The 19,622-nt window shown below is 70.3% G+C and carries 18 protein-coding genes; 15 read left to right on the top strand and 3 right to left on the bottom strand.

Annotated features, from left to right (window positions below):
- The first annotated feature begins 162 nt into the window (after nt 1–162).
- From ACIGJI_RS00990 to ACIGJI_RS01025, 8 genes are all read left to right on the top strand, one after another.
- The gene (locus ACIGJI_RS00990; RefSeq protein ID WP_187661527.1) at nt 163–924 is read left to right on the top strand and encodes a YebC/PmpR family DNA-binding transcriptional regulator; all 762 of its coding nucleotides are present in this window, start codon (nt 163–165) and stop codon (nt 922–924) included.
- Between the two features lie 45 nt (nt 925–969).
- Complete coding sequence (ruvC, locus tag ACIGJI_RS00995) at nt 970–1,554, top strand: crossover junction endodeoxyribonuclease RuvC (protein ID WP_363443874.1); 585 nt, start codon at nt 970–972, stop codon at nt 1,552–1,554.
- A 9-nt stretch (nt 1,555–1,563) separates the two neighbouring features.
- Nucleotides 1,564–2,184: a Holliday junction branch migration protein RuvA gene (gene ruvA / locus ACIGJI_RS01000; protein ID WP_259954517.1), complete on the top strand. Its 621-nt coding sequence runs from the start codon at nt 1,564–1,566 to the stop codon at nt 2,182–2,184.
- Nucleotides 2,177–3,202, top strand: a complete 1,026-nt coding sequence (gene ruvB, locus ACIGJI_RS01005; protein WP_259954516.1) for a Holliday junction branch migration DNA helicase RuvB — start codon at nt 2,177–2,179, stop codon at nt 3,200–3,202. The genes ruvA and ruvB overlap by 8 nt, the downstream gene beginning before the upstream one ends.
- A gap of 72 nt (nt 3,203–3,274) precedes the next feature.
- The gene (gene yajC / locus ACIGJI_RS01010; protein WP_315637756.1) at nt 3,275–3,676 is read left to right on the top strand and encodes a preprotein translocase subunit YajC; all 402 of its coding nucleotides are present in this window, start codon (nt 3,275–3,277) and stop codon (nt 3,674–3,676) included.
- 55 nt (nt 3,677–3,731) lie between these two features.
- On the top strand, nt 3,732–5,462 hold the full coding sequence (gene secD, locus ACIGJI_RS01015) for a protein translocase subunit SecD (protein WP_363443878.1): 1,731 nt from the start codon (nt 3,732–3,734) through the stop codon (nt 5,460–5,462).
- Nucleotides 5,462–6,451, top strand: coding sequence for a protein translocase subunit SecF (gene secF, locus ACIGJI_RS01020; RefSeq protein ID WP_187661522.1), 990 nt, complete (start codon nt 5,462–5,464; stop codon nt 6,449–6,451). The genes secD and secF overlap by 1 nt, the downstream gene beginning before the upstream one ends.
- Before the next feature lie 65 nt (nt 6,452–6,516).
- Entirely contained in the window at nt 6,517–8,769 is a 2,253-nt protein-coding gene (locus ACIGJI_RS01025) for a bifunctional (p)ppGpp synthetase/guanosine-3',5'-bis(diphosphate) 3'-pyrophosphohydrolase (RefSeq protein WP_187661521.1), read from the top strand.
- Here ACIGJI_RS01025 and ACIGJI_RS01030 read toward each other — a convergent pair.
- Nucleotides 8,756–9,304, bottom strand: a complete 549-nt coding sequence (locus ACIGJI_RS01030; RefSeq protein ID WP_187661520.1) for a type IV toxin-antitoxin system AbiEi family antitoxin — start codon at nt 9,302–9,304, stop codon at nt 8,756–8,758. The genes ACIGJI_RS01025 and ACIGJI_RS01030 overlap by 14 nt on opposite strands.
- Before the next feature lie 59 nt (nt 9,305–9,363).
- Nucleotides 9,364–10,716 (bottom strand): DUF349 domain-containing protein, encoded by a 1,353-nt coding sequence (locus ACIGJI_RS01035; RefSeq protein ID WP_259954513.1) that lies wholly within the window; start codon nt 10,714–10,716, stop codon nt 9,364–9,366.
- Between the two features lie 279 nt (nt 10,717–10,995).
- Here ACIGJI_RS01035 and ACIGJI_RS01040 point away from each other — a divergent pair, with 279 nt between their 5' ends.
- Together ACIGJI_RS01040 and ACIGJI_RS01045 are read left to right on the top strand one after the other, a co-directional pair.
- Nucleotides 10,996–12,807 (top strand): FAD-dependent oxidoreductase, encoded by a 1,812-nt coding sequence (locus ACIGJI_RS01040; RefSeq protein WP_363443881.1) that lies wholly within the window; start codon nt 10,996–10,998, stop codon nt 12,805–12,807.
- Entirely contained in the window at nt 12,804–13,553 is a 750-nt protein-coding gene (locus ACIGJI_RS01045; RefSeq protein WP_292796215.1) for a winged helix-turn-helix domain-containing protein, read from the top strand. Before ACIGJI_RS01040 ends, ACIGJI_RS01045 begins: the two co-directional genes overlap by 4 nt.
- A 15-nt stretch (nt 13,554–13,568) precedes the next feature.
- On the opposite strand, the gene ACIGJI_RS01050 is transcribed toward ACIGJI_RS01045, so the two are convergent.
- Nucleotides 13,569–13,865: a hypothetical protein gene (locus tag ACIGJI_RS01050; RefSeq protein ID WP_366243640.1), complete on the bottom strand. Its 297-nt coding sequence runs from the start codon at nt 13,863–13,865 to the stop codon at nt 13,569–13,571.
- 100 nt (nt 13,866–13,965) lie between these two features.
- On the opposite strand from ACIGJI_RS01050, the gene ACIGJI_RS01055 reads away from it, so the two are divergent.
- From ACIGJI_RS01055 to ruvX, 5 genes are all read left to right on the top strand, one after another.
- Complete coding sequence (locus tag ACIGJI_RS01055) at nt 13,966–15,324, top strand: replication-associated recombination protein A (protein ID WP_259954509.1); 1,359 nt, start codon at nt 13,966–13,968, stop codon at nt 15,322–15,324.
- Nucleotides 15,325–15,505: 181 nt separating this feature from the next.
- Nucleotides 15,506–16,135, top strand: coding sequence for a 30S ribosomal protein S4 (gene rpsD / locus ACIGJI_RS01060; protein ID WP_187661514.1), 630 nt, complete (start codon nt 15,506–15,508; stop codon nt 16,133–16,135).
- Between the two features lie 110 nt (nt 16,136–16,245).
- Nucleotides 16,246–16,434, top strand: a complete 189-nt coding sequence (locus tag ACIGJI_RS01065; protein ID WP_025103513.1) for a hypothetical protein — start codon at nt 16,246–16,248, stop codon at nt 16,432–16,434.
- Between the two features lie 55 nt (nt 16,435–16,489).
- Nucleotides 16,490–19,150 carry an alanine--tRNA ligase gene (alaS, locus tag ACIGJI_RS01070; RefSeq protein ID WP_363443884.1) on the top strand — a complete coding sequence of 887 codons (2,661 nt, stop codon included), beginning with the start codon at nt 16,490–16,492 and terminating at the stop codon, nt 19,148–19,150.
- Nucleotides 19,147–19,620 carry a Holliday junction resolvase RuvX gene (gene ruvX / locus ACIGJI_RS01075; protein ID WP_149085354.1) on the top strand — a complete coding sequence of 158 codons (474 nt, stop codon included), beginning with the start codon at nt 19,147–19,149 and terminating at the stop codon, nt 19,618–19,620. Before alaS ends, ruvX begins: the two co-directional genes overlap by 4 nt.
- Nucleotides 19,621–19,622: the final 2 nt, after the last annotated feature.

Raw genomic sequence — 19,622 nt, forward strand, 5'->3', positions numbered from 1 at the left:
CGAGTTCAGGCCTGTGCGGGAGAACAGGCGCCTCCGCGCGCAGATGCCTGAACTCGCGCGAACGCCTGTGCCAGCGGACCCGGAGCGGTGCTGCGGCACGTTTCGATAGACTGGACGACGCCCTGGGCGGCGTTCCGGGGCGCAGACGACGAGCGGAGACTTATGTCCGGGCATTCCAAGTGGGCCACGACCAAGCACAAGAAGGCCGTCATCGACGCGCGCCGTGCGAAGTCCTGGGCCAAGCTCATCAAGAACATCGAGGTCGCGGCCAAGCTGGGCGGCGCCGATCTGCAGGGCAACCCGACGCTCTTCGACGCGGTGCTCAAGGCGAAGAAGACCTCCGTCCCCAAGGACAACATCGACCGTGCCATCAAGCGCGGTGCCGGCATCGGCGGCGAGGCCGTCGAGTACACCTCGATCATGTACGAGGGCTACGGGCCCAACGGTGTCGCGCTCATGATCGAGTGTCTGACCGACAACAAGAACCGCGCCGCGGCCGAGGTCCGCACGGCACTCAGCCGCAACGGCGGCACCCTCGCCGACCCGGGCAGCGTCGCGTACAACTTCAGCCGCAAGGGCGTCATCGTCGTCGGTTCCGAGGGGACGACCGAGGATGACGTGATGATGGCGGCGCTGGAGGCCGGCGCCGAGGAGATCGAGCCGCACGCCGAGGGCTTCGAGGTCATCACCGAGGCGAGCGACCTGGTGGCCGTCCGCTCGGCCCTGCAGGACGCCGGGATCGACTACGAGTCGGCCGACGTCGAGTTCGTGCCGAACCTCAAGGTCGAGATCGACGCCGAGACCGCCCGCAAGGTGTTCCGCCTCATCGATGCGCTCGAAGACAGCGAGGACGTGCAGAACGTCTTCAGCAACTTCGACCTGTCCGCCGAAGTCCAGGCGGAGCTCGAGAACGACGACGCCTAGGCGCGGCGCGAGTCGACGACGGCGCACGCGGCCTAGCCTGATCGGGTGACCACTTCGCTGCGCGTGCTCGGCATCGACCCCGGACTCACCCGGTGCGGTGTCGGGATCGTCGATGTCGACCGTGCCCGCCGCGGCACGCTGGTCCACGTGGGGGTGATCCGCTCCGCCCCGGATGCGGAGATCGGCGACCGCCTCGCCGTCGTCGCGGCGGGGATTCGCGCCGCGATCGCCGAGCACCGCCCCGATGCGGTCGCGGTCGAGAGGGTGTTCGCCCAGCAGAACACGCATACGGTCATGGGCACCGCGCAGGCGAGCGGCGTCGCGCTCCTGATCGCCGCCGAGGCGGGCCTGCCGGCGGCGACCCACACGCCGAGCGAGGTCAAGGCCGCCGTCACCGGGTACGGCTCCGCCGACAAGCGTCAGGTCCAGGCGATGATCGCGCGGATCCTGCGGTTGGATGCCCCTCCGCAGCCGGCCGACGCCGCCGATGCCCTGGCGATCGCCCTCTGTCACGCCTGGCGCCGCGGCGTCCCGGTATCGAGCCGCGCGGGCGGTGGCCTGACCCCCGCGCAGCGCGCATGGGCCGACGCGGAGCGTGTCGCTCGAACATATCTACGAGCCGGCTCCTAGACTGAAAGGATGATCTCCTCTCTGCACGGCACCGTGCTGCACACGACGCCGGACCAGGTCATCATCGACGTCGGCGGCGTGGGCTTCGCGGTCGCGGTCCCGGCCGATGTCGCCCACACCGCGACGGTGGGGGAGAAGCTCCTGCTGCACACGAGCCTCATCGTGCGGGAGGACTCGCTGTCCCTGTTCGGGTTCGCCGACCGCGGAGAGCTGGAGATCTTCAGCCTGCTGCTCAGCGTCACCGGGGTCGGTCCGAAGTCGGCGCTCGGCGTGCTGTCGCACCTCACCGCCGACCAGATCGCCGAGGCGGTGACCGCGGAGGACGACGCTCCGTTCCGTCGGGTCTCCGGCATCGGCCCGAAGACGGCCAAGCTCATCGTCGTGCAGCTCGCCGGCAAGGTGCAGCCCGTGGCTGCGCCGTCGGCTCCTGCGGCGGCCGGAGGCGGGGACATCGTCACCCAGGTGACGGTGGCGCTCGTCGGGCTCGGCTGGTCGGAGAAGGTCGCAGCCGAGGCGGCGACCCAGACGGCGACGGATGCGACGGACACCGAGCGCGCGTCGGTCGCCCTCCTCCTGCGGCGTACGCTCGCGCTGCTCGGACCCGCGCAGGCAGGCCAGGGCCGTGGCTGACGCCCTCGATCCGACCGAGCCGACGGACGAGTCCGAACTCGCCATCGAGGGCGCCCTCCGCCCCTCGAGCCTCGACGAGTTCGTGGGGCAGCAGAAGGTGCGGGGACAGCTGCAGCTCCTCCTGGAGGCGGCCCGCATCCAATCGCGCCCTGCGGACCACATCCTGCTCGCCGGCCCTCCCGGACTCGGCAAGACGACGCTGGCGATGATCGTGGCGCACGAGAGCGAGCGTCCGCTGCGCATGTCCAGCGGGCCTGCGATCCAGCACGCCGGGGATCTGGCGGCGCTGCTGTCGAGCCTCGTGCCCGGCGAGGTCCTCTTCATCGACGAGATCCATCGCATGGCCCGGTCGGCGGAGGAGATGCTGTACCTCGCCATGGAGGACTACCGGATCGACATCATGGTCGGGAAGGGCGCGGGGGCGACCAGCATCCCGCTGGAGCTGTCTCCGTTCACCCTGGTCGGTGCCACCACGCGTTCCGGGCTGCTGCCCAATCCGCTGCGGGACCGGTTCGGTTTCACCGGGCACCTCGAGTTCTACGACGAGGGGGAGCTGGAGCGGGTGATCGGCCGTTCCGCTGCGGTGCTCGGCGTCGACCTCCCGACGGACTCGCTCTCCGAGATCGCGCGACGCTCCCGCGGGACCCCGCGCATCGCGAACCGGCTGCTGCGCCGCGTGCGCGACTATGCGCTCGTGCACGGTGGCGGCGAGGCGACGCTCAGCGGCGTGCGGGCGGCCCTCGACCTCTACGACGTGGACGCGATCGGACTGGACCGTCTGGACCGCGCGGTGCTGGAGGCCCTGGTGCGTCGGTTCCGCGGCGGACCGGTCGGCCTGAGCACGCTCGCGGTGGCGGTGGGAGAGGAGCCGGAGACCGTGGAGAGCGTGGTCGAGCCCTATCTCGTCCGGATCGGCTTCCTGGGCAGGACGCCCCGAGGGCGGGTCGCGACGCCGGAGGCCTACGACCACCTCGGTGTGGCGCACCCGGACGGGATGCTGAAGTTGGATGACCTATAATCGCTGAAGACTTCCCCGATACCGCTGTGCGCCCAAAGGCTGGTGCGTGCACCTGAGAAAGGCGCCATCCCCATGCCCATGGAATTTGTCCTCTTCGGACTCCTCGCCGTCCTGCTGATCTTCATGATCTTCAACACGCGCAAGCGCACCCGGCAGATGAAGGCCGAGCAGGAGGAGAAGGCGACCAAGACGGTGCCCGGCGCCAAGGTCCTGCTGCAGGGCGGCATCTACGGCACCATCGTCGCGTACGACGCCGAAGACCTCGATTCCCCGGCCCTCGTGGAGATCGCTCCCGGCACCGTCATCGAGGTGCACAGCCAGGCCATCCTCCGTGTCGTGGAGCCCAAGGACGCCATCGTCGACGCGCCTGTCGCCGGCGCGGACGACCACATCGTCGACGAGACCGCCGCTCCCGCGCTGGAGACGCCGGAGGAGACCCGCGCCCGCCTCGAGCGGGACGCCGACGACAAGTAGCACGCGGGCCGTCACGGCCTCCCGGATCACCGTCCTTCCAGAAAGCTGAACACACGTGGCTTCATCCTCTCCCGTCCGCCACGCCTGGCGGGTCCTCCTCGGCCTGCTCCTCGTGACGGGCGTGCTCTTCGGCATCAACGCGCTGGGTGTGTACGTCTTCAAGCAGAGCTCGTGGACACCCGAGCTCGCGCTCGATCTGCAGGGCGGCACCCAGATCGTCCTGAGCGCCGAGACCGAGGACGGAGCCGCGCCGACGCAGGAGCAGCTCGATCAGGCCGCGGCGATCATCCGTCAGCGTGTCGACGCCTCCGGCGTCGCCGAGGCCGACATCACCACCGAGGGCGGGCGCAACATCGTCGTCCAGATCCCCGGTGAGGCTGACGAGCAGACGCGGCAGCGCATCCAGTCCAGCGCTCAGCTCGAGTTCCGTCCGGTGCTCTACACCACGGCGGCGAGCACCGAGTTCGTCGGCGAGGACGGCAACTCCACGCCGTACCCGAGCCCGGACCCGTCGCTGAACGCGGAGCCCACGGCGGAGCCCACGGACGCCAGCGACCTCACGTGGGTCACCGACAAGCTCGCGGCGGAGTTCCAGGCGTACGACTGTGCCAACCCCGCCAACGACCCGTCGAGGGCCCCGAAGGACGAGCCGGTGATCGCCTGCTCGCCCGATGACACGGCCAAGTTCATCCTGGGCCCGGCTGAGCTGGACGGCCGCGCGATCACCGACGCCACCGCGGGACGCGACCCGCGCTCCGGTGCCTGGATCGTGCAGCTCACCATGAACGGCGAGGGCGCGGACGCCTTCGGCCAGGTCAGCACCCGCCTCAACCAGAACCGCATCGACGGACTGTCGCCGCGCGACCAGTTCGCATTCGTGCTCGACGGCGAGGTCATCAGCGCACCGCGCATGAACGGCGTCATCCTCGACGGCCGTCCCAGCATCTCGGGCAGCTTCACGCAGGAGAGCGCGACGACCCTGGCCGACCAGCTCAAGTTCGGAGCCCTTCCGCTCAGCTTCGAGGTGCAGAGCTCGGACACGATCTCCGCGACCCTCGGCACCCAGCAGCTCCAGATCGGTCTGATCGCGGGCCTCATCGGTCTCGCGCTCGTGGCGGTGTACTCGCTGCTGTCCTACCGCGCACTCGGGACGGTGATCATCGCGTCGATCGCGGTGATGGCGGTGCTCACGTACATCGTCATCTGCATCCTGGCGTGGCGGATCGGCTTCCGGCTGTCGCTCGCCGGCGTCGCCGGCCTGATCGTGTCGATCGGCTTCACCGCGGACTCCTTCATCGTCTACTTCGAGCGCATCCGAGACGAACTGCGCGACGGCAAGTCCATCACCGGTGCCGTCGAGGACGGCTGGGGTCGGGCGAAGCGGACGATCTACATCTCCAAGTCCATCAACGTCCTGGCCGCCGTGGTGCTGTACATCCTCGCCGACTCGACGGTGAAGGGCTTCGCGTTCACCCTCGGCCTCACGACGGTCATCGACGTGCTGATCTTCGTCATCTTCACTCACCCGGTCATGCAGCTGCTCGCTCGTACGCGGTTCTTCGGCGGCGGGCACAAGCTCTCCGGCCTCGACCCCGAGGCCCTGGGTGCCGTGTACCGGAGCCGCTCGCAGTACCGCGAGGTCGCCACGGCGTCCGCGGGGCGCGGGGCGAAGAACGCGCGCTCGCGCGGAGAGGCGGACCGCCGGCAGACCATCGCCGAGCGCAAGCGGGCGGAGGCCCTCGCCGCCGAGAGACAGACCACGGCCGGAAGAGAGGGAGACAACTGATGCCTTCCATGAATGAGTTCGGCAACAACCTCTACACGGGCAAGACCTCCTTCCCGTTCGTCGGCCGCCGCCGCCTCTGGTTCATCATCGCGATCGCTCTGGTCGTCGGCTCGGCCCTCGTGCCGCTGTTCCGCCCGATCCAGTTCTCGATCGAGTTCACCGGCGGCTCGCAGTTCACCGTCGCCGCGCCCGACACCACGGATCAGGACACCGCGACCGAAGCGGTGCAGTCGGTGGTTCCCGGCGCCGCCACCAAGGTCGTCATCGTCAACGACCAGGACGTCCGGGTGCAGACCGATCAGATGACGGAGGCGGAGACACAGCAGGTGGCGGGCGCCCTCGCCGACGCCTACGGCGTCGAGCCCGATGCGGTCGCCTCCTCGTTCATCGGCCCGGCCTGGGGCGAGAGCGTCACCCGGCAGTCGCTGTGGGGCCTGGCGATCTTCCTCGCGCTGACCTTCCTCATCCTCGCCATCTACTTCCGCACCTGGAAGATGTCGGCGGCGGCGATCATCGGTCTGCTCGACGTGCTCGTGATCACGGTCGGCGTGTACGCCCTCGCCGGGTTCGAGATCTCGCCGGCGGCCGTCATCGGCTTCCTGACGATCCTCGCGTACTCCCTGTACGACACCACTGTCGTGTTCGACAAGATCAGGGAGAACACCACGGAGGACGGGGAGAAGACGTCGCGGCTGTTCGGGGAGTCGGTCAACCTCGCGGTGAACCAGACCCTCATCCGGTCGATCAACACCTCCGTGGTGGCGGCGCTGCCGGTCGGTGCGATCCTCTTCATCGGCGCCTTCTGGCTCGGTGCCGAGACGCTGACCGACATCTCGCTGTCGATCTTCGTGGGCATCCTCGTGGCGACGTACTCGACGCTCTTCGTGGCCGCGCCGCTGTACTCGCTGTTCCGTGAGAACGAGCCGCAGATCAAGGAGCGCGACGCCCGTATCCGTGCCGCACGGACCAAAGCGGCTGTCGACGCCTGACGCCCCCGCCGCGGGGCCGACCCCCGCTCAGCGCGCGTAGGATTGTCTGATTCGGAGGTGAGTGGATGGCGGAGCCGCAGACGGCATCGCAGGGTTCGAGTCTGCGACGGCTGGTGCCCCGCATCTTCTCGCGCGCGTCCCGGATCAACGATCTCGACAATCTGATCCGCACCGTCAGGGCCAACCACCCGAAGGGCGACTTCGCCGTCATCTCCCGCGCCTATGCCGTGGCGAAGGAGAAGCACGAGGGACAGAAGCGGCAGAGCGGCGAGCCGTACATCACGCACCCGCTCGCCGTCGCGCAAATCCTCGCGGAGCTCGGTCTCGGACCGCGCGCGATCGCCGCCGCCCTGCTGCACGACACCGTCGAGGACACCGGTTACGCGCTCACCGATCTGACCGCCGAGTTCGGCGACGAGGTCGCGATGCTCGTCGACGGCGTCACCAAGCTCGACAAGGTCAAGTACGGCGAGAGCGCGCAGGCCGAGACCGTCCGCAAGATGATCGTCGCGATGTCGAAGGACATCCGGGTCCTGCTCATCAAGCTCGCCGACCGGCTTCACAACGCCCGCACCTGGGGCTTCGTCCCGCCGGAGAAGGCGGCGAAGAAGGCCAAGGAGACGCTGGAAATCTACGCGCCGCTGGCCAATCGCCTCGGCATCCAGGCGATCAAGTCGGAGCTCGAAGACCTGTCCTTCGCGGTCCTCCACCCGAAGATCTACAACGAGATCCACAGCCTCATCGCCCAGCGCACCCCGCAGCGCGAGAAGTACCTGAGCCAGGTCATCGAGGAGATCGACGAAGACCTCCGCGACCTGCGCATCCGCGGCAAGGTCGTCGGCCGGCCCAAGCAGCTGTACTCGGTGTATCAGAAGATGGTCATCCGCGGTCGCGAGTTCGACGACATCTACGACCTGATCGGGATCCGTGTCCTCGTCTCGTCCGTGCGCGACTGCTACGCCGTGCTCGGGGCCATCCACGCCCGCTGGACGCCGCTGCCCGGCCGGTTCAAGGACTACATCGCCACCCCGAAGTTCAACCTCTACCAATCGCTGCACACGACCGTGATCGGCCCGGCCGGTCGCACGGTCGAGATCCAGATCCGCACGCACGAGATGCACCACCAGGCGGAGTACGGCGTCGCCGCGCACTGGATGTACAAGGAGCGGATGAACGGCGGAGGCAAGGCCGAGGTCCGCGCCTCCGACACCGACATGGCGTGGCTCGCGCACATCTCCGACTGGCAGGCCGAGACCGCAGACCCCGGGGAGTTCCTCGACTCCCTGCGGTTCGAGATCGGCGCCAAGGAGGTCTACGTCTTCACCCCGAAGGGGCGCGTGATCGGTCTCCCGGCCGGCGCCACCCCGGTGGACTTCGCCTACGCCGTGCACACCGAGATCGGGCACCGCACCATGGGCGCCAAGGTCAACGGACGCCTGGTGCCTCTGGAGTCGGAGCTGAAGAGCGGCGACGTCGTGGAGGTCTTCACCTCCAAGAATCCGGACGCGGGGCCGAGCCAGGACTGGCTCGGGTTCGTCAAGAGCACCCGTGCCAGGAACAAGATCCGCGGCTGGTTCACCAAGGAGCGCCGCGAAGAGGCCATCGAGCAGGGCAAGGAGGCGATCGCCCGCGCGATGCGCCGGCAGAACCTCCCGCTGCAGCGTCTGATGAGCCAGGACTCGTTCACCGAGGTCGCTCACCAGATGCACTACGAGGACGTCTCGGGTCTCTACGCCGCGGTCGGCGAGGGCCACGTCTCGACCCAGTCGGTGCTGGAGAAGGTCACCGCGCTCGTCGCCACCGACGAGCCGACCACCGGGGCGATCGACCTTCCGGGAAGCGTCCAGACGCGAGAGTCGCGGGGCGGCGACTCCGGCGTGCTGGTGCGCGGCGCGAACGACATCCTCGTCAAGCTCGCGAAGTGCTGCACTCCGGTGCCCGGTGATCCCATCGTCGGCTTCGTCACCCGGGGGAGCGGTGTCTCCGTGCACCGGGCGGACTGCGTGAACGTGAAGGCTCTCAGCGGCGAGCAGGACCGCTTCGTCGAGGTCTCCTGGGCACCGACGAAGAAGAGCGTGTTCCGTGTGCAGATCCAGGTGGAGGCCCTGGACCGCTCCGGCCTCCTCTCGGACGTCACGCGGGTGCTCAGCGAGCATCACGTGAACATCCTGTCGGCGACCGTGTCGACGACGGATGAGCGCCTGGCACTCAGTCGGTTCGTGTTCGAGATGGGTGACGCCGTGCACCTGGACCGCGTCCTGAACGCGGTGCGCCGGATCGACGCCGTCTACGACGTGTACCGCGTCACGTCCTCCTGACGAGCCGCTCCAACGCCGCGACACCACTGACGCTGCCGGGCACTCGGTGCCGGGCCCGGAGGTCGGCGATGGCGCCGTCGAGCGCGGTCGGGTCGACCTGGGCGAGGGCCTGCATCCACGGGAGCACACGGGGATCGCGGTGCAGCGCCGTGGCGAGGTCGCCCATCGTGCGCACCGGCGACGTCACGAAGATCCCGCCGAGGCGGGCCAGGTCCGCCGCGGGGACCAAGGTGTCGTGGAACGACACTCTGGTCTGCACCCGCGGGCGCACCCGGCGCTCCACGCAGCGTCGCACGTGGTGGATCGACGGCGGAGCATCGCGGGCGCCGTGGATCCAGGCGGCACTGGGCCCGCAGGCCGCTGCGCCCTCCTGGACGAGCGCGGCGATGCTCTGCGCCCGCACATCGGGGGACTCCGGCAGATCAGCCGGGATGTAGGCGTCACCGACCTCGACGACATGGCCGTCGAGCCGGGCGGCGCTGAGCTCGCCCACGCTCAGGCGCGCGCCGGGCAGATACAGCAGAGCGGGGTGCATGCCGCCAGTGTGGCGTGATGCACCCCGCTCATGCGGAGATCAGTGAACCTGTGGAGAGCTCAGCCGCCGAGAGCGTTGAGCCAGGCGCGACGGGCCTCGAGGGCGTCCGCTGCCTCCTTGGCGGCCTTGCTGTCCCCGGCCTTCTCGGCGGCGGCCAGTTCGGCCTCGAGCTTCTCGATGGCCTCGTGGAGCTGCGAGCTCATGTCGTTCGCCCGCGCCTTGGTCTCGGGGTTGTTCTTCTTCCAGTCGACGTCCTCGCGCGCCTTGAGTGCCTGCTCGATGACGCGGAGCTTGTCGTCGAGTGCGCGCTCCTTGTCGCGCGGGAAGATGCGTCCGACCTCGTCCCACTCGCGCTGGATACGCGTGAGCAGGGCGCGGGCGCGCTTGATGTTCGGCTCGTCGGCGACCGCCTTCGCCTGCTCGAGCAGCGCCTGCCGGGCCTCGATCTTCGGAGCCGAGTCGGCCTCCTCCGCAGCGGCCTGCTCGGCACGGGCGGCGTAGAGCGCGTCTCCGGCGGCCTTGAACCGTGCCCACAGGGCGTCGTCGGCCTTGCGTCCGGCGCGACCGGCCGTCTTCCACTCGTCCAGGAGGGAGCGGTAGGCGGGGATGCCGTCGACCCCGCGCGGGGCCAGGGCCTCGGCGCGCTCGACCAGTCGGGACTTCGCGTCGCGCGCCGCCTTGTGCGCATCGTCGAGCTCGGAGTAGAACGCCCGGCGGTGCTTGTCGACGACGGCCCTGGCATCGCGGAACCGCTTCCAGAGCTGCTGCGAGACGCCCTTCGACAGGCGCGGACCGTTCTGCTGCTGCGCCTGCCAGGACTCGAACAGCTCGTTGAGCTCGGCGGTCACCTGCTTCCACTGGACCTTGCTCAGGTCGCGGGCGGCGATGGCTTCGGCACGCTCAACGAGAGCGGTGCGCTCGGCGACGGCCTGCTCGACGAGCTCCTTCGCCTGCTGCGCCTCCTGAGCGGTGGCCTCGGACAGCGACGCGGTCAGTGCGGTGAGGCGGTCGCGGAGTCCGGCGAGGTCGCCGACGGCCGCGGCATCCGTAGCCTCGTCGATGAGGTGGGCGGCCTGCTTGGACAGGTCGCTCGCCGAGGCGCCGCCGGCCTGGTGACGCTGCTCGAGGGCGACGACCTTGAAGGCGATGTCGTCGTACTTGCGGACGAAGTAGGCCAGGGCCTCGTCGGGAGTGCCGTCCGGGTACTGACCGACGACGCGCCAGGACTCGCCCTCGCGCACCTCGACAGTGCCGTCTTCGGAGACCCGGCCCCATTCGCCGGCGGAGGAGACCGGGGTCGGCTTCGCCGCGGCTGGCGCGACGGCGGCCGGTGTCGGTGCCTTTCGCGGCAGCGGCACGGCGGGCGGGGTGGGAACGGGCGGGGTCGGCTTCGCGGGCTCGTTGGCAGACACGGTGATTCTCCTTGCGCGGTCACGCCGCGGGAGGCGGAAAGGACGAGGCTCAGCCTAGTACGCCCTCTTCGATCCGCGAGACCCCGTCTTCCCGCCGAGACCCCGTGCTTCGTGCGCGAACGAGGCGGGGTCTCGACGGCGACCCGGGGTCTCGACGAAGTGGGACGTTACCGTTTCGTGAGCAGAACGTTCGACGCAGGAAACACTCCGCGTCATCTCCGGGTAACACGGCGCTCCTATCGTCGCGACCACGACAGTCCCCAGGTCGACAGGAGTTCCATGGACGACAACGCAGCGCGCACAGCGGAGATCGTCGTCGTGGGGGCGGGCGTTGCGGCGCACCGCTTCGTCGCGCGGATGCTGGAGGATCCGGAGCGGGACGTGCGGATCACGGTGTTCGGAGACGAGGGGCGGCTGCCTTATGACCGCTCCGGGCTGGCGCGGGTGGTCGCGGGCGACGCGGCATCGGGCATCGATCTCGACCGGGCGCCGTTCCGCGACGATCGGGTGCGGTTGATCGACGACGACCGGGTGCTACGTATCGACAGGGCGGGACGCCGCGTGCGGACCCGTTCGCGCCGCTGGTACGACTACGACGCGCTCGTCCTGGCGACCGGGACCCACGCCCGCCCGCTCGAGGTGCCAGGCATCCGCGCTCGTGGGGCCTTCACCTTCCGCGCGATGGAAGACGCACAGACCCTGCGCGCGTTCCTGGCCATCCGCAGGACGGAGCTGCCACGTGCCCTCCGAGCGGTGGTGGTCGGCGGAGACGAGTCCGGGGTCGACGTTGCGCTCGCTCTGGACGGGGCCGGAGTGCAGACGACCCTCGTCGCCACCGCGGATCGGCTGCTTCCCTCCGTGCTGTCGGCGCCCGCCGCGGCGGCGCTGCGGCGGGTCGTGGAGGCACGCGGGATCACCGTGCGGACCCGGACGCGGCTGACGCGCGTCGATCCCGACGAGGCCGGTGCCGTCACCGCGGTCGAGTTCCAGGACGGGACCTTCGCCCGGGCGGATCTCGTCGTGACGACCGGTACACGGGCCAGAGACGAACTCGCGCGCAACGCCGGTCTCCCGGTGCGCCAGGGCGGAGGCGTGATCGTGGATGCCGCCGGACAGACAGAGGACGAGCGGATCCTCGCCATCGGGGACGTCGCGGTGGGAGTCGGCCAGCTCGAGCGGGGCGTCGAAGCCGCATGCTCCTCCGCGGACCGTGCGGTCGCCGCCCTGTGCGGTGCTCCGCTCACGGACCGAGGACCGCGGCGCTGGTACGGACGGCCCGGTGGCATCGACCTCGCCGTCCTGCGGATCGACGACGTCCGTGGGTCGGCCTTCGCCGTCCCGCTGTCCGCCCTCGACGGACGCCGTTTCGGAGAGATCCTGCTCTCCGCAGATGCGCGTCAGGTATACGGCGCGACGACGATCGGCGAACAGGGTGAGGCATGGCTGGCGCGGTTCTCGCGCGATGACACCGATCGGCGCGCGGAGGTTCGCGTGCTTCTGGCTTCGGCAGCGTCCGACGACCGCGCGGACGAATGCGGCCACGGTCTCCTGACGCTCCCGCTGGACGCGCTGAGTGTCGAGCTGGATCGCCGGGGGATCCGGACGTTCGCCGATGCCCTGGCCGCAGCGGGGGAGAGCCGTGACTGCGGACCCTGCCTCCGCCGTCTGGCGGTTGCGCTGCTGCAGCGTGACCCCGCCCCTGCCGACACCCCCGACCGCCGACCGGGCGTCCGCCTCCGTGGTTCGGCCGCCGCTTCCGTCGTCGACGTCGAGGTCGAGGTCGGGAGGGAGATCGACGCTGCGCTCCTCCTCGTGATCGGCCGCCTGGCCCAGCGTCACGACGCCACGGTCGGTCTCGGCGAGGCGACGATCACCGTCGGGGGGATCCGGCGCGGCGACCTCCCGCGAGTGCTGGCGGGCCTCCGGGCCGCAGGCGCGGTGATCCGGACCTCGGAGCCGGAAGCCGGCGGGCGCCACCCGATGACGCCGCTGGTCGGACCCGCGGACGGGGGAACCCGCCGGCGTCGAGACCTGGACCGCAGCGGCACAGGGACGGCGGCGGGAGTGCGGTCCGCAGAGGGGGCGAGATGAGCGCGCCGACCCGCGTGGCCCCGGCACTCGTGGGTTCCCGCATCGCGGTCGCCGAGGTGGCACGGCCGGTGCGGCCCGAGCCCGTCGACGCCGACGCGCTCCTGCACGCCCTCACCGGCAGCGGGTCGGAGGTCGTGCGGATCGTGTCACTGCGGGACGATCAGGCGATCCCCGCCGGCACGAAGCGAACGGCGCACCGCATCGCGACCGGCCAGGTCGACGCTGTGCTGTTCCCCGCCGCCGAAGGCGTGCCAGGCCTCCTGGCGATCTTCGAGCGCCTCGGCATGCTCGATGCGGTGCGTGCTCGCGCGCGGGCTTCGCGGTTGCTCCTGGCGACCGCCGACCCCACAGCGACGGCTCAGCTGGCGGAGCTCGGACTGGCCGCGTCCACAGCGTGCGGGCCGACGGCGGAAGACCTCGCCCGCACGGTCATCGATCACTTCGCCCGCGCGGGGCGCGAACGGCGGACGGACGTCGGCGACGTGGCGGTACGCAGCGGGGGCATTCTCATCGACGGCGTGTTCGTCCCGCTCTCCCGCGGAGCCGTGAGCGTCATGGAAGCGCTGTTCGTGGCCGATGGGCGGGTGCTCAGCCGGACGGAGATCGGGCAGGTGCTCCCGGGCGGGCGGCGGAGTCCTCGAGCCGTCGAGGTCGCTGTGGCGCGGCTCCGCGAGGCCCTCGGCGACGTCGACCTCGTGCAGACCGTGGTCAAGCGCGGCTATCGACTCGCGGTGCTCGACGACTGATCCCGCCGGATCGGTTCACTCCGAGGGAGTGGCGGGCGCGGTCGGAGCCTCCGTCGGGGTATCGGTCGGCGCCGGGGACGGTTCGATCGAGGAGGTGGGCGACGGCGTCGGTTCCGGAGCGGTCACCTGCGCATGCACGACCTGGCTGACGATCGCGCCCACGACGATGAGGGCGCCGACGGTGATCGCGATGGCGTTGTCGCGGGTACGTCGGCGGATCTGGTCCTGGTGCCAGCGGGTGCGAGCGGTGTGCAGCCGAGCGCGCTCCGCCTCGGTGCGTGTCTGCGCCTTCTTGGAACCGCGTGCGGCCATGCCCTGCTTCTCCCGTCCGACGCCGGTCCACGACGTCGCCTGAGAGCCTACCGGGGCGCCGGCCTCGCCTCGTGTCCCCGGCCGCCGTTAGCCTGGAGGAATGTCCTCTCCCTCCGCCCTGCTCTCCGGGCAGACACCGCTCGCCGTGCGCATGCGTCCGGTGTCGCTGGACGAGGTCGCGGGACAGCGCCACCTGCTGCGGGCCGGGTCGCCCATCGTCGCCCTCGCCGATCCGGAGGCCAGCTCGCCCGGTGCGGTGTCGATCATCCTCTGGGGCCCGCCCGGCACCGGGAAGACCACGCTCGCCCAGGCCATCGCCCGGTCCTCCGGCCGCCGGTTCGTCGAGCTCTCGGCCATCACCGCCGGCGTGAAGGACGTGCGGGAGGTCATGCAGGAGGCGATCACCCAGCGCGACCTCTACGGGCAGACGACGATCCTCTTCCTCGACGAGATCCACCGCTTCACCAAGGCCCAGCAGGACGCCCTGCTGCCCGGCGTGGAGAACGGGTGGGTCATCCTCATCGCCGCCACCACGGAGAACCCCTCGTTCTCGGTGATCTCGCCGCTGCTGTCACGGTCGCTGCTGCTCACGCTGCAGCCGCTCACCGATGACGACATCGGCGTGCTCGTGGATCGGGCGGTGTCGGACGCCCGCGGACTCGGAGGCGCGGTCGCGCTCACCGACGAGGCGCGGTCGGCCCTCATCCGCCTCGCGTCGGGGGACGCCCGTCGCGCCCTCACGGGGCTGGAGGCCGCCGCCGCGGTGGCGCTCTCGCACGCGGCGACGGCCGACGATGACAGCGAGGACCAGGAGTCGACCGTCCCCGAGGTCACCGCCGACGATGTGGCGCAGGCCGTCGACAAGGCTCTGCTCCGCTACGACCGGCAGGGCGACGAGCACTATGACGTCATCAGCGCCTTCATCAAGTCGATCCGCGGCTCCGACCCGGACGCCGCGCTGCACTATCTCGCCCGCATGATCGAGGCGGGGGAGGACCCGCGGTTCATCGCCCGGCGGCTCGTCATCTCCGCGTCCGAGGACGTCGGGCTCGCCGACCCCCAGGCGCTCGGCATCGCCGTGGCCGCCGCCGACGCCGTGGCCTTCATCGGGATGCCGGAGGGACGCATCCCGCTCGCGGAGGCCACCGTGTACCTGGCCACGACCGCGAAGTCGAACGCGGCGTATGTCGGCATCGACGCGGCCATCGCGGACATCCGGGCCGGAGGGTTCGGGCGCGTGCCGCTGCACCTCCGCGACGCCCACTACCCGGGGGCCAAGCGCCTGGGCCACGGCCGCGGCTATCGCTACGCGCACGACAGCGAGTTCGGGATCGTGCCGCAGCAGTACCTGCCGGACGAGCTCGACGGACGCCACTACTACGAGCCGAAGAACCTGGGCGCGGAGCGCGACATCAGTGCACGGCTGGAGCGCATCCGCCGGATCCTCGGCGACCGGTGATCCGCGGGCCTCGGGTGTCTGCCGTCGTCTGTTAGACTTGAGCGGCTCGAAACCGTGTTTTCGGGCATCTCCTCGTTCACACCCCACCTCGACGGCACCCCGGCGTGCGCCCCGAGGAAGAACGCGGTGATACGTCCGTCGGACGTGAAATCCACGTCCACGTCATCGGAAGGATAACTTCGTGGTCACGAAGTCCCAGGACCGCCGCAAGGTGCGTCTCAGCCGCGCCCTCGGCGTGGCACTCACCCCCAAGGCCGCCCGCTACCTCGAGAAGCGTCCCTACGCTCCGGGCGAGCACGGCCGCACGAAGCGCAAGGCCGACAGCGACTACGCCGTCCGTCTGCGTGAGAAGCAGCGTCTGCGCGAGCAGTACGGCATCCGCGAGAAGCAGCTGCGTATCGCGTTCAACGAGGCCCGTCGCCAGGACGGTCTGACCGGTGAGAACCTCGTCGAGCTCCTCGAGATGCGTCTCGACGCGCTCGTGGTCCGTTCGGGCTTCGCCCGCACCACGGCGCAGGCTCGCCAGCTCGTCGTGCACCGTCACATCCTCGTCGACGGCCAGCTCGTCGACCGCCCGTCGTTCCGCGTGAAGCCGGGTCAGCTCATCCACGTCAAGCCCAAGAGCGAGGGCCTCGAGCCCTTCCAGGTGGCAGCCGCCGGCGGTCACGCCGAGGTCCTGCCCGCCGTTCCGGGTTACCTCGAGGTCGAGCTCGACAAGCTCCAGGCCCGCCTGGTCCGTCGTCCGAAGCGCGCCGAGGTCCCCGTGACCTGTGAAGTGCAGCTCGTCGTCGAGTACTACGCGGCTCGCTGATCCAGCGGAAGAGCATCAGGCAGGAGGCGTCGGGGTTCCCGACGCCTCCTGTCGTTTCCGCCTACGATGGAGAGACCGCGCCTTCGCGGCTCTAGGGCAAGGATGACGACATGAAGAATGTGCTGTGGTTCCTGATCGGCGTGATCGGCGGCTTCGTCGCGGCTCACTTCATGAACAAGGACCCGCGGGGCCACGACATCCTGGCCGACGTCGACGCCCGCCTCAACGGCCTCGCCGCGATCCTCAGCGACGCGTATCGCGCGCAGGAGGCTCGGCTGACCGAGCCGGGCGAGAACTGACCCCCCGCATCTGCGCCTCGGCGCGCCCCCTCACGCAAGGACATCCGGCACTCCTATGAAAACTGCGGAAATCGCGCAGCGCTACCTCTCGTACTTCGAGAAGAACGACCACCTCATCGTCCCCTCGGCATCCCTGGTCAGCGACGACCCCTCGCTGCTCTTCACGGTCGCCGGCATGGTCCCGATGATCCCGTACCTCACGGGCGTGGTCCCGGCGCCGCACCCGCGCATCGCCGACCTGCAGAAGTGCATCCGCACCAACGACATCGAGGAGGTCGGGCGCACCGCGCGTCACGGCACGTTCTTCCAGATGCTCGGCAACTGGTCGTTCGGCGACTACTTCAAGGAAGGCGCGATCCGCTACGCCTGGGAGCTGCTCACGAGCTCGGAGGCGGACGGCGGCCTCGGCTTCGACGAGAAGGATCTCTGGGTCACCGTCTACGAGACCGACGACGAGGCCGAGGCGATCTGGCGCGACATCATCGGGCTCAAGCCGGAGCGCATCCAGCGCCTCGGCCGCGCGGACAACTACTGGAATACCGGCCAGCCCGGTCCCGGCGGCCCTGACTCCGAGATCTTCTTCGACCGTGGCCCGGCCTACGGCAAGGACGGCGGCCCCGCTGCTGACGACTCGCGGTTCCTGGAGATCTGGAACCTCGTGTTCATGCAGGACTTCATCGAGAACATCCGCGGCAAGACCGAGTTCGACATCGTCGGCGAGCTGCCGATGAAGAACATCGACACCGGCATGGGGCTGGAGCGCGTCGCCTTCCTCAAGCAGGGCGTCGAGAACATGTACGAGACCGACCAGGTGCGGCCGGTGCTCGACCGCGCCGTCGAGCTCTCGGGCCGTCGCTACGGCGCCGTGCACGAGGACGACGTCCGTTTCCGCGTGATCGCGGACCACGTGCGCTCCTCGCTCATGCTGCTCTCCGACGGCGTCCGTCCGTCGAACGAGGGCCGCGGCTACATCCTGCGACGCCTCATGCGCCGCACCGTGCGGGCCATGCGCCTCCTCGGTGTCGACGACCCCGCGTTCCCCGAGCTGTTCGCCGCCTCACGCGACGCGATGAAGTCGGCGTACCCGGAGCTGGAGCGCGACTGGTCCGTGCTCTCCTCGGCGGCCTTCGCCGAAGAGGAGACCTTCCGGCGCACCCTGGCGCAGGGATCGACCATCCTCGACCTCGCGCTCGACGAGACGAAGAAGGGCGGCGGGAAGACCCTCAGCGGTTCCGAGGCGTTCCTGCTGCACGACACCTACGGCTTCCCGATCGACCTCACCCTGGAGGTCGCCGAAGAGGCCGGGCTGGACGTGGACCGTGCCGCGTTCGACTCCCTCATGCAGGAGCAGCGTCAGCGCGCGAAGGACGACGCCCGCAACCGCAAGCGCCAGCTCGCGGATGTCTCGGTGTACCGCGACCTGCGCGCGCTGGGCGAGACGGGCTTCGACGGCTACACGGCCCTCGAGGTGGAGTCCCGCGTGCTCGGTCTGCTCGTCGACGGTGCGCCGGTGCGCAGCGCCGCCGAGGGCCAGATCGCCGAGGTCGTGCTCGCCGAGACGACGCTGTACGCCGAGTCCGGCGGCCAGGTCGCGGACAAGGGCACCATCGTGGGCCCCGGCTACGAGCTCGAGGTGCTCGACGTGCAGCGGCCGGTCCCCGGGCTGATCAGCCACACGGTGGAGGTCTCCCGCGGCACGGTCGCGGTCGATGACATCGCGACGACGATCGTCGACGCCGCCAACCGTCGCGCCGCCCGTCAGGCGCACTCCGCCACCCACCTCGTGCATGCCGCCCTCCGGGACACGCTCGGTCCGACGGCCACGCAGTCCGGGTCACTCAACCGCGCCGGCTACATGCGGTTCGACTTCGCCTGGTCGCAGGCGCTGTCGACGGACACCCGCACGGAGATCGAGGAGATCACGAACCGCGCCGTGCAGGACGCCCTCGAGGTGACCACCCGCATCGTGACGCTCGACGAGGCCAAGGAAGCGGGCGCCATGGCACTCTTCGGCGAGAAGTACGGCGACGTCGTGCGGATGGTCGACATCGGCGGCCCGTGGTCGCGCGAGCTCTGCGCCGGCACGCACGTGTCGACCAGTGCGGAGATCGGTCTGGTCAGCGTGGTGGGGGAGTCGTCGGTCGGCGCCTCCAACCGCCGGATCGAGGCTCTCGTCGGCGCGGATGCGTTCCGGGAGCTCGCGGCAGAGCGCGCTCTCGTCTCGCAGCTCACCGCCTCTCTGAAGGCCCCGCGCGAGCAGCTCCCGGAGCGGATCGCCGATCTCGCCGCGAGCCTCAAGGCCGCGGAGAAGCGCATCGCGCAGTTCGAGGCGAAGGAGCGAGCGGGACGCATCCCCGCCATCGCCGAGGCCGCGACGCGCGTCGGAGACTTCCGCGTGGCGGCACAGACGCTGGGTGATGTCGCGTCGGCGGACGATGTCCGCGAGCTCGTCAACGGCGTGCGGGACCGGCTCGGCTCCGACCCCGCGGTCGTCGCGCTCGGTGCGGTCGTCAACGGTCGCCCTGTCGTCGTCGTCGCCACGAACGAGGCCGCGCGCGGTGCCGGGGCGAAGGCGGGTGCGCTCGCGAAGCGCGCCGCCGGTGTGCTCGGCGGAGGCGGCGGTGGCCGGGACGACGTCGCCCAGGGCGGCGGTACCGACGCAGCGGCGCTGCCCGCCGCGCTCGAGGCCGTCTCCCAGGAGCTGCGGGGCGCGTGAGCGGTTATCGCCGCGGGGTCCGGCTCGGCATCGACGTCGGCCGGGCCCGCGTGGGCGTGGCGCGGTCCGATCCGGACGGCATGCTGGCCGTCCCCGTCGAGACCGTGCCGCGCGATGAGCGCTCGCTCACGCGCATCGCGGAGCTGGCTGCGGAGTACGAGCCGCTGGAGATCGTGGTCGGACTTCCGGTGAACATGCAGGGCGCGGACACGCCGTCGACGGTCGATGCGCGGGAGTTCGCGGCCGCACTCCAGGGGCGCAGTGGCGTGCCGGTCCGCCTCGTGGACGAGCGTCTGAGCACCGTCTCCGCGCATGCGGCGTTGCGGAGTTCTGGGCGATCACAGAAGAACTCTCGTAGCATTGTGGATCAGGTCGCCGCCGTGGTGCTGCTGCAGCAGGCGATCGACACGGAGAAGAGCACCGGAAACCCGGCCGGTGCCCCGGTCCCCGTTGACGAGGAGCCCGCCTGAAC

Source organism: Microbacterium sp. NPDC064978 (assembly GCF_044543605.1).
Classification (GTDB): domain Bacteria; phylum Actinomycetota; class Actinomycetes; order Actinomycetales; family Microbacteriaceae; genus Microbacterium; species Microbacterium meiriae.